This is a genomic window from Bradyrhizobium sp. LB11.1, from assembly GCF_040549385.1.
GTDB lineage: Bacteria > Pseudomonadota > Alphaproteobacteria > Rhizobiales > Xanthobacteraceae > Bradyrhizobium.
Genome location: NZ_JBEPTH010000008.1, coordinates 1 through 13,053 on the forward strand (window position 1 = coordinate 1; position 13,053 = coordinate 13,053).

The 13,053-nt window shown below is 61.7% G+C and carries 10 protein-coding genes, 1 tRNA gene and 1 pseudogene; 7 read left to right on the plus strand and 5 right to left on the minus strand.

Annotation, left to right across the window (positions count from 1 at the left end; translation table 11 throughout):
• Positions 1-1,019: 1,019 nt before the first annotated feature.
• The 3 genes from ABIA96_RS21125 to ABIA96_RS21135 all read left to right on the plus strand — a co-directional run bounded on the left by ABIA96_RS21125 (position 1,020) and on the right by ABIA96_RS21135 (position 2,597).
• Positions 1,020-1,715: a Crp/Fnr family transcriptional regulator gene (locus ABIA96_RS21125; protein WP_354138986.1), complete on the plus strand. Its 696-nt coding sequence runs from the start codon at positions 1,020-1,022 to the stop codon at positions 1,713-1,715.
• Positions 1,716-1,873: 158 nt separating this feature from the next.
• Complete coding sequence (locus ABIA96_RS21130) at positions 1,874-2,251, plus strand: Hpt domain-containing protein (RefSeq protein ID WP_354138987.1); 378 nt, start codon at positions 1,874-1,876, stop codon at positions 2,249-2,251.
• A 97-nt stretch (positions 2,252-2,348) separates the two neighbouring features.
• Entirely contained in the window at positions 2,349-2,597 is a 249-nt protein-coding gene (locus ABIA96_RS21135; RefSeq protein WP_354138988.1) for a hypothetical protein, read from the plus strand.
• Between the two features lie 130 nt (positions 2,598-2,727).
• Here the strand turns inward: ABIA96_RS21135 and ABIA96_RS21140 are convergent, their stop codons facing one another.
• Positions 2,728-3,348 (minus strand): LuxR C-terminal-related transcriptional regulator, encoded by a 621-nt coding sequence (locus ABIA96_RS21140; RefSeq protein ID WP_354138989.1) that lies wholly within the window; start codon positions 3,346-3,348, stop codon positions 2,728-2,730.
• A 336-nt stretch (positions 3,349-3,684) separates the two neighbouring features.
• Here ABIA96_RS21140 and ABIA96_RS21145 point away from each other — a divergent pair, with 336 nt between their 5' ends.
• The gene (locus ABIA96_RS21145) at positions 3,685-4,848 is read left to right on the plus strand and encodes a hypothetical protein (RefSeq protein ID WP_354138990.1); all 1,164 of its coding nucleotides are present in this window, start codon (positions 3,685-3,687) and stop codon (positions 4,846-4,848) included.
• 639 nt (positions 4,849-5,487) lie between these two features.
• Entirely contained in the window at positions 5,488-6,702 is a 1,215-nt protein-coding gene (locus tag ABIA96_RS21150) for an EAL domain-containing response regulator (RefSeq protein ID WP_354138991.1), read from the plus strand.
• 12 nt (positions 6,703-6,714) lie between these two features.
• Here ABIA96_RS21150 and ABIA96_RS21155 read toward each other — a convergent pair whose 3' ends face one another.
• The 3 genes from ABIA96_RS21155 to ABIA96_RS21165 form a co-directional block, all read right to left on the minus strand.
• Entirely contained in the window at positions 6,715-7,575 is an 861-nt protein-coding gene (locus ABIA96_RS21155) for a DMT family transporter (protein ID WP_354138992.1), read from the minus strand.
• 901 nt (positions 7,576-8,476) lie between these two features.
• On the minus strand, positions 8,477-9,163 hold the full coding sequence (locus ABIA96_RS21160) for a hypothetical protein (protein ID WP_354138993.1): 687 nt from the start codon (positions 9,161-9,163) through the stop codon (positions 8,477-8,479).
• 187 nt (positions 9,164-9,350) lie between these two features.
• A tRNA-Ser gene (locus ABIA96_RS21165) sits at positions 9,351-9,440 on the minus strand.
• A 232-nt stretch (positions 9,441-9,672) separates the two neighbouring features.
• On the opposite strand from ABIA96_RS21165, the pseudogene ABIA96_RS21170 reads away from it, so the two are divergent.
• A pseudogene (locus ABIA96_RS21170) lies at positions 9,673-10,535 on the plus strand (alpha/beta fold hydrolase).
• A 634-nt stretch (positions 10,536-11,169) separates the two neighbouring features.
• Here ABIA96_RS21170 and ABIA96_RS21175 read toward each other — a convergent pair.
• A complete protein-coding gene (locus tag ABIA96_RS21175) occupies positions 11,170-12,330 on the minus strand; it encodes an ROK family protein (protein WP_354138994.1) in 1,161 nt (386 codons plus the stop codon).
• 332 nt (positions 12,331-12,662) lie between these two features.
• Here ABIA96_RS21175 and rplU point away from each other — a divergent pair, with 332 nt between their 5' ends.
• Positions 12,663-13,052: a 50S ribosomal protein L21 gene (rplU, locus tag ABIA96_RS21180; RefSeq protein ID WP_354138995.1), complete on the plus strand. Its 390-nt coding sequence runs from the start codon at positions 12,663-12,665 to the stop codon at positions 13,050-13,052.
• Position 13,053: the final 1 nt, after the last annotated feature.

A 13,053-nucleotide genomic window follows, 5' to 3' on the forward strand; every position in this document is an offset into this window, starting at 1 on the left:
GTTCGGCTCCTGCTCGAACTTCACCAACTGATTGTCCACGGTGTCCAGGCTCTCGCTGGTCTCCGTCAGAAACTCCCGCAACAGATCATCCATGAGCTACGCCTTACTGAGCTGGACCTCGACGCCTGCGCCGCATCTGGAACGGGCGGAAGTCCGCTCCTAGATCGTTAGACAACCCATTTCACGGTCCCGTTAATTTCATCCTCCGTGCTAATACGGATATTGAAGCGAAGTTTGCTATTCAACCGCGCGGGGCTGCGGTTTTCGACAGATCCGGCACGCTGCATCCGATCGAAGGTGCAACAGGTAAACGCGCGGATAACGACGCTACGACATGCGCAAAAAAATTCCGTCAAAATCGGGAGATGTGCACGGCCCGCGCGAATTGACTCAAATCACGCGCGATCGGAATCGCCTGTGTGACCGGCTGTCGATGTCGTGCTGAAATCCGCGAGGACTGCGCTCGCGGTAAACGGACTCTTACCTCACGAGCGTCGCGAACAATAACGCGCTAGCCCAGCCGCGCGGCGGTGCGGACTTTCTATCGTGGTTTGAACTTCCCGCTTCGGCGATTCAATAATTGAACCGTGGCGACGCCTTTCTCCTCTCGCTTGCATTGAAATGGTGATGATGACCGCGCGCGTGGTCGGCCGCGTGCAGCCTGCGAACGGCACGAACGCGAGGTCTGCGGCCAGACCACGCAATGGCGCGAAGCAATGGAACGCAGGATTGATCCTGCATGATGCGAGCGGCCCACCGCCCAACCGATTGCTGCAAATGCGCCAAGCTGCAGACTTTCGATCTGTTGCGTCCTCATCTCATCGCGATTGAATTGGTCAGAGAGACTGTCTTGGGTGAAAGCGGGCGCGGCGCGACTCCTGGAAGTCCGGCCTTGACGCCGGCGCTCATACGAAAAATCCACGCGATCTGTAATGTCCGCAATTGCCAACTTATCCCCCTGGTAACAAGATGGAACTGAGATTTCTCGGCTGACCAGACGGGAGGCAGCTTTGGAAACGATGGTGCGCCCATTCAACGGCTTCCTGTCGGCGCTGTCGGCAGACGATTATGAATTGATCCGCCCCCATCTGCGCACAATCGATCTGCAGCATGACGCCGTGCTGGTCGAGACCGGCGAGACGCTCGAGCGCGCCTATTTCCCGCACCGCGGCGTGATCTCGCTGGTTGTGAAACTCGCCAAGGGCGAGCATGTGCAGGTCGCCATGATCGGCCGCGACAGCTTGCTCGGGACACTCTCGACCATGGGCGATGCCTTGGCGCTGAACACGGCCGTCGTGCTGGTTCCCGGCGTCGCGTCGGTGATGGACCTCGACCGGCTGCGCATCGCGGCCGAACAGAGCTCTGCCCTGCGAACGCTGCTGACGCGCCACGGGCTCGCGGTCTACGCGCAGGTGCAGCAGACCGCGGGCTGCAACGCGGCTCATCCGGTGGAGTCACGGCTGTCGCGCTGCCTGCTGCACATCCATGATCTGTCGGGCGACTACCGGCTGCTGCTGACCCAGGAGTCCATGGCGCAGATGATCGGGGCACGGCGCAACAGCGTGTCACTGGTCGCCAACACCCTGCAGCAGGCCAATTTCATCCACTACAGCCGCGGACACATCCAGATCCTCAATCTGGAAGGGCTGCGCCAGACGGCGTGCGAATGCTACGCCACGGTCAAGGCCCAGTACGACCGGCTGCTCGGGCCGTGACGGCGTACGCCGAGCGGCGCGTGGTAAACCAACCGCTTACGGCGGCCCTCAAACACCGTGCGTCTCACCACCGGAAGTGAAATCAGAATGGCCTAGACATCTGGATGCCTCGTGCCTCAGGGGACTGCGACGCGCACGATTGGGATCGGGACAGAGCCATGTTTGAAGCCACTTTCGCGCCGGCGCCGAGCGCACTCGAATCTGAACCGCTGCGAGAGGCGAGCGCGTACGACGCGCTCGTACGCGAGATAGGCGAGGACGGCGCCTGTGAAGTGCGCGCGGTGTTCTGGAGCGATACGAGCGCGCGGCTCAAGCTGCTTCACACGCTCGCGCTCGGCCAGCATCGTGGCCGGATCGCCCGCGAGGCGCATTCGCTGAAGAGCACGGCCAGGACGTTCGGCTATCTCAGGCTCGCGGCGCTGGCGCTGCGGCTGGAGAACACCGCCGACACCCTCGACGACGCCGAATTCAGCGATCTACTGCCGCAGATGGACGCGGCCTTCGCCGCCGCGAAGGCGCAGGAGCCGCAGGGCTGACCATCCCCGCCGGCGTCCGCCGTACTTATACGGTTGGCAATTTTCACAGATGACTAATCATAGGTAGCGATAGTCGCCGGAAACCAGGAGGGTTTCCATGTTCACCTATGAGACTGAGGACCAGAAAGAGGTCCGTCGCTTCCGCATCGCACAGTTCAACGGCCGGATGGCCACGGTGAAGGCGGGCGAGTCCACGGTGACGGGCTTTGTCCGCTCGGTGCTGGAGCAGGATTCGACGCTCCCGCCGCGCTGGATCATCACCATCATCCCGAATGCGCCGAAAGAAGAGCCGAAGGCGCTGCGGCCCAATTCGCGCGTGCGCCCCTTTGCCGAAGATTATTTCTGAGGCGCGATGAGAGTCATCGCGCTTTAGTCTATTGTTTGAGCCTGATCTTTTCGGAAGACCGCGACGCACTTTTCCGGATCATGCTCCAGGCCAGACCGCGACGCCACCAAGGCGGCGTCAGACGACGGCCTCAATCGATCGAATGCAGCAGCGCCGCGCGGACGAGGTCCGCGGTGTTGCGCGCGCCGAGCTTGCGCATCGCTTCGGCCCGATGGCTCTCGAAGGTGCGCGGGCTGATCTGCATCCGCAGCGCCCCCTGCTTGTTCGAAAACCCCTCGCTGATCAGCCGCAGCACTTCACGCTCGCGCTTGGTCAGCCGCTTGCCCGACAGGTTCGGGAATTCGGAGACCGTCTGGCGCGGCGCCGGCAGCGCGCGGCCGGCCCTCAACTCGGCATCCTCGGTCGTGGACGGCGCGGACAGCGCGCCCTTGTGGGAGCCGGCGAGTTGCTTCACCAGGCCGCAGACGCGCTCAGTCTGCGCCAGCGCGTTCTCTACCACCTGCTGCAAGTAAGCGCGGTCAGCCGAGACGGGCGCAAGCTGATCGCTGTGGTGCTTGATTTCGCCCATGTAGAGCAGGAGTGCGGTCAGGGGGCCATTGAGTTCCCGGGCGATGGCCGCGGCCGTCTCGTCAGCCGCTTTGACGCGGGCGGCGTTCAACCGGGCGAAATCGAGCTCTTCAGGTGCAGAAGTGCTGCTTTCGAACCATTCCGACGGCCGCGAATCAGCAACCGTATCGTTCTGTGACCCCATGTGACCCGTTTAACGGAACCCATCGTGATCTATGTTAACTTTTTGCTCCCTAAGACTACGGTTATTTTGGCAGTTTTGTGCTGAAACAGCGACGCAGGCACAATTTGTGCTTGCATCTCCATGTCGTTGACTATGTCAGGGTTGATAAATCTGCCTAAATCATAAGCAGAGCGCCGAAGGCCTTCTTAACGATACTCTGCTCGCCCGCGGCGCCCCCCGGATTTTACGAATAAATTAACGGCGGCCTGCTTCTCTTTGTCACAATTGAGAGCGCGCAAATGCCTCCATGCATTGGGCCGAAAGGCCTGCTGGAATCATTGCGAGAGATTGCGTGCCATGGACGAGATCGACCAGCTATCGGAGTTTCTGCAGAAGCTGACGCCGTTGTCGCGCAGCTGTCTGCTCAGCGAACTCGAACGGCTCGAACTGTGCGGCATCGACATGCCGGGCTCCTCCGGCGTCCAGGCCAAACTGCGCGCCGAGTTCCGCAAGGACGGATCGACCCACGCGCGCGCCACCAATCCTTCGCGCTACTTCTTCGCACCGCTCGAGCTGCTGCTGATCGACGGCGCGCCCGAGCACGCCAATGCTGGGCGGATCTCGCGCAACACGCTCACCCCGATCTGGGAATGGATCTGCCGTGACCTGCTGCCGACCATGGCGCGCGACTACGTCAAGGCGATCAACGACCAGGTCACCGCCAACAATCCCACGGAAGTGCTGAAGATCGCGACGACCTTTCAGGTCAAGGTCGTCAAGGTGCTCGAGAACACTCTCGCCTCGGCGGAGAGCACCGAGTTCGCGCGCGGCAAGCTCGCGCAATACACGGCCTCACCGACCGCCTTCGAGGACGTGAAGAAGATGCAGCAAGTTCTGCGCGTCGGCAACGTGCTGCCGAAGTTCAACGAGAAGCTGCCCGAGACGATCTCGAAATTCGACGACGCCCAGATCGCCCAGATCACCGCGCGGCTCGACGCTTTCAAGAAGGCACATCCCGATGCGCTGCCCTTTGCGCTGGCGCTGGTGGCCAGGCGCCTGAAGACATTCTGGCAGCTCGCATACCTTGCGACCAAGGCGGCCGCGAGCAAGAGCGCTGCCGAGGTTGCAGCGGCGCCCTATGCTTGCGTCGTTCCCATGGTGCTCGACCGGCTCGACGACAAGCGCCTTGCCCTGCGGATCGCACTCCGCCACAACCGTTTCCTCGTCGCACGCGACCTGCTCACCGAAATCTACGATGCCGAACATGCGCTCAAGCTCCGCATCGACGGCATCGAGCAGAGCGAATGGGGTGTCCGGCTTCAGTACTTGATGGACGCGATCGCGGCGCTGGTGTCCGCCGAAGTCAGCCGCTTCCCCGCCAATGTCGGTCACATCCTGGGATCACGACGGCTGCGCAGCCAGGACACGCTGGGTGGCAAGCTGAGCTATCTGGCCTGGAAGGGCCGCGACGCGGTGCAGGACGGCGCGGCGGCGTTTCGCAAATTGATCGGGGCGACTTAATTCCCCTGCGCGCTATTCGGGCGCGTGCGGCAGGCACAGGAAGCGATTGAGAAATCGCCCTGACATCACGAACCTGAACCACCAATAGATCATCCGCCGCGTTGTCATAGCTGTAATCCCTGACAGCCCACCACCGGCTACGCGCACCAATAGCGCAAGCGCAGCAATACGCATGTGAGGTACTTCACACTCGTCTGTTCGGCAGAGGGGGCGAGTCGTCGCATAACTGTCGCGCGCGACGTCTAAACATGCGCGCAGCGCGCGAAATGAGTTCTTGGACCTGACCCGTCGCTCCTATTCTCCGATGCCTCGCATGCGATCTTCATGGCCGAGCACGACAAAGCCGCAGCCAATTGAGGCGTCCATTATTCAATTGGGCGAAGCACGCGCCGCCTCGTCCAATTACAGGACACGGCCGCGCTCGCCGCCGAACTGCACATTGCGAAAATCCTGCATGATTGTCGGACGCGCGCACGCAAGGCGCGGGCAGACGTAAAAGCTTCTCGAAGGAAATCCGAACAATTTTAGGAATGATGGGGGCTTTAACGTTACCCAGATAATTCAACAATCGACTGAAGCCCTCCTTATTTGAAACTGCTCCCGTCGCTAACACCGGCTGCGGAACGGGAGTGGTTTGCGATGAACGATGGGATTGGTGAGCTCGCCGGACGAAGGCTAAAAACCTTCGGACGGCGGAAGATGATGCCGCGCGCTTGCGTGGCCGACAGCAAGCGCCATCTGCGCGCCTTCATGAGTGAGGTGCTCGAGGATCTCGGCTTCGTCACCAGCGAATGCAGCAGTGCGAGCGAGCTGCAGACCATGCTCGCCACCGACCTGCCGGACCTGATCCTGCTCGGCATCGCCGCCGACGGCATCGAGCCCGGCCAATTCCTGGAGACGCTGGTCCGCGAGGCCTTCGACGGCAAGGTTTTGGCCGTCGGCGCCCGCGAGTCCATCATCGTCAAGGCCGTGCAGCAGGTCGGCGACGAATACGGACTTGCGATGCTGCCGCCGCTGACCACGCCCTTTGCCGCCGAGACGCTGCGCGAGCGCGTCGCGATGCTGCTGCCGGAGGAGCCGGCGCCGAGCCCGGCCGTGCATGTCGGCGAGGCCCTGCATGCGGGCTGGCTGGAGCTCTGGTACCAGTCGAAAATCGACGCTCGTTCACTGGTTCGCCGCGGCGCCGAGGCGCTGGTGCGGATGCGGCACCCGACCTGGGGCGTGGTGCCGCCGGCCTATTTCATTCCCGACGCACATGATCCGCATTTCCGCGACCTGTCGGAGTTCGTGATCGAGCGCGCCTTGCAGGATTGGCACTATCTTTTGGAGCGGCAGAGCGCGGTTGATCTGTCGATCAACCTGCCCGCGCCCTACCTCCGGGACCCGCAGGCCGTGCGCGATCTCTGCCGCCGGGTGCCGGCGCATCCGGCCTTCGGCGGGCTGACGATCGAGATCGCCAGCGAAGAGGCGATCCACGACCTCGCATTCCTGACCGAGATCGCGCGCGAAATGCGTTTCCACAACATCGGGCTATCGATCGACAATCTCGGCGCCAACTGGCCGGCGCTGATGGAGCTGGACAAGATCCCCTTCATCGAATTGAAGGCCGACCGGCAATTCGTCACCGGCTGCAGCAATGACCGGCTGAAGCGGACGGTGTGCCGTCACATCGTCGAGCTCGCCCAAGGCTACGGCGCGCGCACCGTCGCCGAGGGCATCGAGAGCCGCGCCGATTTGATGGCCGTCAACGAGCTCGGTGTCGACCGCGTGCAGGGCTATCTGTTCGGCAAGCCGATGCCGTTGAAGAAGTTTGTGCGAAGCGCACTGACGCGGACGGTGATGGAACGGGGGTGAGGCGCGCAGCCCTCACGCATACCGCCGCGCGAAGAAGACGCAGACGACGACGAGCGCGGTCGCGGCGATCATGCTCCATGCGACCGGCTCGTGCAGCAGGAAGCCGGCCAGTGCGAGGCCGAAGAATGGCTGCAGCTGTTGCAACTGGCCGATGCGCGCGATGCCGCCGATCGCGAGCCCGCGATACCAGAAGATGAAACCGACGAACATGCTGAAGATCGAGACGTAAGCGAGCCCGATCCAGGCAGGCGCGCTGACGCCGCTCCATGTCGACGGCCAGGTCCAGATCACGAGCGGCAGCATCAAGGGCAGTGCCAGCAGCAACGCCCAGGAGATGACCTGCCAGCCGCCGATACGGCGCGACAGCGCGGCACCCTCGGCATAGCCGAGCCCGCACAGCACGATCGCGGCCACCATCAGCAGGTCGCCCGTGACCGACGCCGTGCCGCCATTCGACAGAGCGAAGCCCGCAACGGTCGCGCTGCCGAGCACCGCGAACAGCCAGAACAGCGGCTGCGGCCGTTCGCCGCCGCGCAGCACGGCGAACACCGCGGTCGACAGCGGCAGCAGGCCGATGAAGACGATCGAATGCGCCGAGGTGATGTGCTGGAGCGCCAGCGCGGTCAGCAGCGGAAAGCCGACCACGACGCCGATGGAGACGATGGTGAGCGAGACGAGATCCTTGCGCCGCGGCCAGGCCTGACGGAGCAGGCCGAGCACGGCCGCACCGATCAGCGCCGCGATGACCGCGCGCGCGGAGGTCAGGAACAGCGCCGAGAAACCGCCGACCGCCACCCGCGTCGCCGGCAACGACCCGCTGAAGATGATGACGCCGAGAAGCCCATTGCCCCAGCCGCTGCCCGCAGATTGCATATCCGTCCCACTTTTTGAGATGCCAACGTCAATCTAGCATCGTTCTGCGGCTGCTTTCCGCGATCGGGCAACAAAAATCTCGAAAACAACCCCATGCACAGTAGACGGCGGCGGTTGGGGCGACGCCCGCTGGGTCCGACGAAGCATTTGATGGGATGGGTGAAACTTGGAGAGCGGCGCTCGCTGGGTGGAGATGGGTCTGAATCGGCAATGGAGCGCGTTAGTGCCGACAGTGCTGCCTGACTGCCGTTTGCGTTTTCGGCGGTCGATGGGACAAGCGACGATCGTAGCGCCGGCGGTTTCGGATGATCACACGCGTCGTTTGACACGTCGGGCAAAACAGGAGCACGATGTCATCATTGCGATGCGCCTGACGCACATTATCGTCGGCCCCCGGGCGTCTGCAGCGGTAGCGCGGGCTCGTGCCGGTTGCGCTCCCCTGTCCCAGCCCATCCTAGCGACAGGAAGGCCTGATCGCGGAAGCTTCCGATTATTTCGTACGATGAAATGTATTCCGCCCCCGGATAGATAAGCTTGCACGATGTCTACGATGCATCTCCGTCGAACGTTATTCTGTCAGCAAGCGCTTGCAGTACTTCCACTTCGTGAGCGAACTTCCGTGGGATCAAGCTTTCAAGCTGCTCTCGCGCATCCCTCAATTTCTCAAGGGTAACGGCTTCAGCCTCCTGCTTAGAGAGTTCCCGCAGAAACGAACTCAGCTTTCGTGTGGTCTCGCTCCCTAATTCAGCGCCTATTCGAGCTTGAACTTCGGAAGTCAGTCGACCAAGCTTGGCAAGGTTCCGGGCAATTATCCAAAGCAGAAGATTCTGCTTGAATTCACTAATCTTCGCGTCGAGCGCGCCCTCCATATATTTGCGTAGGTCTCGCTCTATCCGAACGTTCATCCTCTGCATTTCTTCGCGAGAATAACTGCGCCCTGACCGTTCCGAGTGAACCTATAGCCGCGGGCCATAACTTCGATTATCCGAAATGCTTCGGCTGGATCGCCTGTCGCGATCGTTCGGGGATTGTCTTCAACTCCCTCGACATTGCGGAAATCGTCCCCCACCTTTGGCGCGAACTCCTCAACGCCGCATTCCTCTAGTGCATCTGCAAGCAATCGCCGCACATGATCGAAGGCCTTCGCGCTGAAATCACTCTCTTGGTAAAAGTCATCTGCCGCAGATTTGGCCCGCGCAAATCGACCTACAAAGCGTCGCATTACTTCGAAGTCATAGCCTTCCTTGAGTCGACGAATCTCAGTGTCGCGATCATCAAGAGCGTCTTGCCAAGTCCTGGACGCCTTAGCTAGGTCGGAGGTTGCTACCGTCGCAACGTCAACTTTCTTCTCGAGAAGACGAATTAGCGCCGCAGTCCCCTCTCCGCTGGTCGAGACTAGCCGTTCCTGTCGAGCAAATTCAGCCGTCAACGCTCGAAATCGAGCTACTAATTCTTCGGGAACAAAAAGGGCTCGCTCCGCGGTGATTATTTGGCGCCACCGGTAAAGATAGAAACAAGCCGTGGTACTCAGAACAGTCGCCACGCTCATTCCAAGCAGAGCAATTTCAAAAACAATTGAATCCGGCACAGCCTTCCCCCCTTTCAGGCTGCATTCACACCGCTTTACGCTAGTGGAGTTGTACTTGGACTACAACAAGCAAGGCCCTAGGGAGGCGGGCCAACTTTCGTCGAAAGCTGGCGATGATACCGCGACCTATGTCGGAGCAACGACTGCGATAACGGGCAGGTGGAAAGAGTTGGAAGGTAGAATGTTATGGCGGAGAGGGGGGGATTCGAACCCCCGATAGGCTTGCACCTATGCCGCATTTCGAGTGCGGTACAATCAACCACTCTGCCACCTCTCCAAGGCGCCAAGATCGGGGGCGGGCCCCCGTGGTTGGGCGTGTTCTAGGCGAGGATGGCGGGACAGACAAGGCGCGAAAGGGGAAAATCCGCTGCCTCGTTCACCCCACCCCCTCTATAGGCCCGCTCCGATGAACCGGAACGGGCCTATAGATTCTCTTTTTGACGCGTTTTCTTGACGCGAACCGGGGTCCACTCCGCTCGAAAACGCTTTCGCCTTCGAGAGGAACTGCCATGGAGCACCTGACGATCGAGGCCAACGGCGCCAAATTCCATCTGGTTCGCGCCGGCCGCGGCAAACCGCTGCTTTTGCTGCATGGGTGGCCGGAATTCTGGCTGACCTGGGAGCCGGTGATATCAGGGCTTTCGGACCGTTTCACACTGGTTGCGCCCGATCTGCGCGGCTTTGGCGACAGCGACAAGCCGGACGGGGCTTACGGCCGGACGGCCATGCGGCCGACATGCTGGCGCTGATGGACGGACTCGGCATCGACCGATTCGGGGTCGTCGGCCATGATGTCGGCGGCGCGGTGATGCAACAGCTCGGCCGCCAGGCGCCCGAGCGGCTCGCCGGGCTGTTCTTCTTCGATTTCGTCTATCCCGGCATCGGGCCGCGGATGGCGGCGCCTGATCGGCTCAACCACATCTGGTACCAATCTTTCCACCAGATGGAGATGGCGCCCCGGCTCGTCGGTGCGAGCCGCGAGAACTGCCGGCTCTATATTGCGCACTTCCTGAAGGGCTGGGCGCATCGCAAGGACGCGTTCGATGACGTGCTCGATCTCTTCGGCGACAATTTCTTCAAAGGGGGCAATCTTGCCGGCGGCTTTGCGCATTATCGCGCGTCGCATTCAGCGCGCGTCACGATGATGACGGACGAAGCACCGCGGCTTGCGCCGATCCATGTGCCGACCTGCGTGCGCTGGGCCGAGCACGATCCGTTGTTTCCCTATGCCTGGACTGACCGGCTGGCAGAGACGTTCAGCGAGCTCGACCTGGCAATGTTTCCCGGCGTCGGACACTTCCCGCATCGCGAGGATCCGGACCGCGCGGCGACGGAGATCGCGGCGTTCTTTCAGCGTATTGGCTGGAGTTAAGTCGCGGGAAAAGCGTGGCGAGAAGGTTGCCTGCGGCCCATCCTTCGAGACGCCCGCCTGCGGCGGGCCCTCAGGATGAGGACGGAGTGCGCGTCAGCAATTCCCACGGGCAAAGATGCCGCTTAGCCTCATCCTGAGGAGACCGCGAAGCGGACGTCTCGAAGGACGAGGCGCTTGCTGAGGCCCCGGCCAGGACGTCATATGGGATAAGCCCTCCCCGCAAGAGGTAGGGCTATCGGATGTGAATACAAACGTGGCGAGATGCGCGCCCGCCGCCATCCTTCGAGACGCCCGCCTGCGGCGGGCCCTCAGGATGAGGTCGCGTTTTGCAGCGAGATATCAGATGTCAGGGGCATTGAGAGAACGGGTGGGACCGCCAGACGCGGTAAATACTGGCGGTCCCGTGCCGCTCATCGAAAATGCCGGCCAGGAAGGGCGGCTTCGCCGGCCGGCTTGAGCCGACCATTCGACCCTAGCGTGCAGCTGGTGCGCCGCAACGCAATCCGGTCCTTAACCTAACCAGTCAAGGTTACTCTGGAGCCCGGCACCGATGAAATCGGTACCGGACTCCAGATTCAAGTTTCTACGCGTTTTCTCGACGCGAACCGGTGTCCACTTCGCTTGAAAACGCCAGCTAGCCGCCCTTCTTGCCGTTCTTGTTGTTTGCCTTGTCGCTGTCTTTGGCCTTCTTCTTCCCGTTCTCCGGGGAGTCATGGTCCTTGCCGTTGCCGCCGTCCTTGTGGCGGTTGGTGAAGCGGGCATTGCCGAGGCCGGTGCCGATGGTGAGCACGCCCCAGCGATCGACATCCTGCATGAACGGCACCTCCGAGAGGCCCTGAACCACGCCGTCATTGTGCATCAGGATCGCGGTGTCGTGCTCGCCGATGACAGGGATGCCCTCGATCAAACTCGCCGGCAGGTTGAATTTGCTGCTCTCCCAATTGCCCGGCAGGTTCTGCGCGCCTTTTTCAATCGACCCGTCCGCGTTGATCACGCCGGGACAGGCGATGCCGATGAAGGGCGCGAGCTTGAAGCCGTCTTTCTCGGCCTCGGTGATCAGCCCCTTCAGCATTTTCGTGAGCCGCTTCACCGCGCCTTCGCGCGTCGGCTCGTCGTCGGCATGACGCCACAGCTCGGATTTCACGACCTTGGCCTTCGACAGGTCTTTCGCCTTTTTCCAGCCGGTTTCCACGAGGCCGCAGCGGATGTTGGTGCCGCCGATATCGACCGCGAGAATGCTGTCATAGGCCTCGAAAATCCACGATGGCGCCAGATGCAGCGTACCGATCAGGCCGGCTTCATCAGGATGATGCCGGATCGGCACCAGATCGATCTTGAAATCCTCGGCTTTCAGAATGATGTCGGTGCGCGCGATCGCGAGCTCGCCGAGCCGTGAATCGCGAAAGCCGCCGCCGACCACGATGCGCTCGGTCTTGGCCCAGGCTTTCGACTTGAGGAAACGACGCGTGACGTAGGCAAGCTCCTGGGCGAAATCCTCGATGGCGCTGTGCACCACCGCGGAGGCCTCGACATCGTCGCTGACGAGGATCGCATCCAGCGTCTTCTTGCTGATGTTCTCCGAGGGCTCCTTGCCAAAGGGGTCCTCGCCCGATTTGCGCAGCGGCTTGCGCCAGCGCTCGAGGATCTCGCGGAAGGCGCCCTTGCTGGCGCGGTCGCCGAGAAAGCCGTCCTCGTCCTTCATCTCGATGTTGAAGCTGTCGACGTCGACCGACGGCAGCCGCGCGCCGCCGTGATCGGCGATGCCCGTCGTCTTGACCAACTCATCCGTTGCCATGAAAAGCCCTTGCCCGAATGCCAATTCGCGGGGACAACGGCGCGGGAACCCGTTGGTTGCAGCGCGGGGCCAGGATTCAATGGCGGGTGAGGAAATGGCCCAAATCCTTCAAATCCGGGCCCTTTTCCGCAGTTTTCCTTGACTCTTCGCAGGCGGCGACTATAAGTCCCGCAACCGGCGCGGGGCGTTTCTCGCGCGGCTTGTTTTTGCGTGGGTTTTCAAAGGGATAACTCCCGCCCGCACAAAACTCAGTAAACCCATAGCGACTGACAAAAAGCCGGCCCGGACGTTTCTCGTCCCGAGGCTGGGATTGAACACGAAGGAAAACAACGATGTTCGCAGTCATCAAAACCGGCGGCCGGCAGTACCGCGTCGTTCCGGATGATGTCCTGGAAGTTGGCAAGATCGAAGGCGAAGTCGGCACGATCGTGCAGCTGAATGAAGTTCTGGTGGTCGGTGGCGACACGCCGATCCTGGGTCTGCCCACGGTTGCCGGTGCGTCGGTGGCCGTCGAGGTGCTCGACCACAAGCGCGGGCCGAAGGTCATCGCGTTCAAGAAGCGCCGCCGCAAGAATTCGCGCCGCAAGCGCGGCTACCGCGACGAGATCACGGTTCTCCGTATCTCCGAGATCCTGACGGACAACGCCAAGCCCACCAAGGGCCCGCGTCCGAAGCGGGAAAAGGTGGCGAAGGAAGCCGACAAGGAAGCCGACGCCGCATAAA

Bases quoted from the DNA above. Each gene is read 5' to 3' on its own strand.
- ABIA96_RS21125 (WP_354138986.1), top strand. From the start codon at position 1,020: ATGGTGCGCCCATTCAACGGCTTCCTGTCGGCGCTGTCGGCAGACGAT.
- ABIA96_RS21130 (WP_354138987.1), top strand. From the start codon at position 1,874: ATGTTTGAAGCCACTTTCGCGCCGGCGCCGAGCGCACTCGAATCTGAA.
- ABIA96_RS21135 (WP_354138988.1), top strand. From the start codon at position 2,349: ATGTTCACCTATGAGACTGAGGACCAGAAAGAGGTCCGTCGCTTCCGC.
- ABIA96_RS21140 (WP_354138989.1), bottom strand. From the start codon at position 3,348: ATGGGGTCACAGAACGATACGGTTGCTGATTCGCGGCCGTCGGAATGG.
- ABIA96_RS21145 (WP_354138990.1), top strand. From the start codon at position 3,685: ATGGACGAGATCGACCAGCTATCGGAGTTTCTGCAGAAGCTGACGCCG.
- ABIA96_RS21150 (WP_354138991.1), top strand. From the start codon at position 5,488: ATGAACGATGGGATTGGTGAGCTCGCCGGACGAAGGCTAAAAACCTTC.
- ABIA96_RS21155 (WP_354138992.1), bottom strand. From the start codon at position 7,575: ATGCAATCTGCGGGCAGCGGCTGGGGCAATGGGCTTCTCGGCGTCATC.
- ABIA96_RS21175 (WP_354138994.1), bottom strand. From the start codon at position 12,330: ATGGCAACGGATGAGTTGGTCAAGACGACGGGCATCGCCGATCACGGC.
- rplU (WP_354138995.1), top strand. From the start codon at position 12,663: ATGTTCGCAGTCATCAAAACCGGCGGCCGGCAGTACCGCGTCGTTCCG.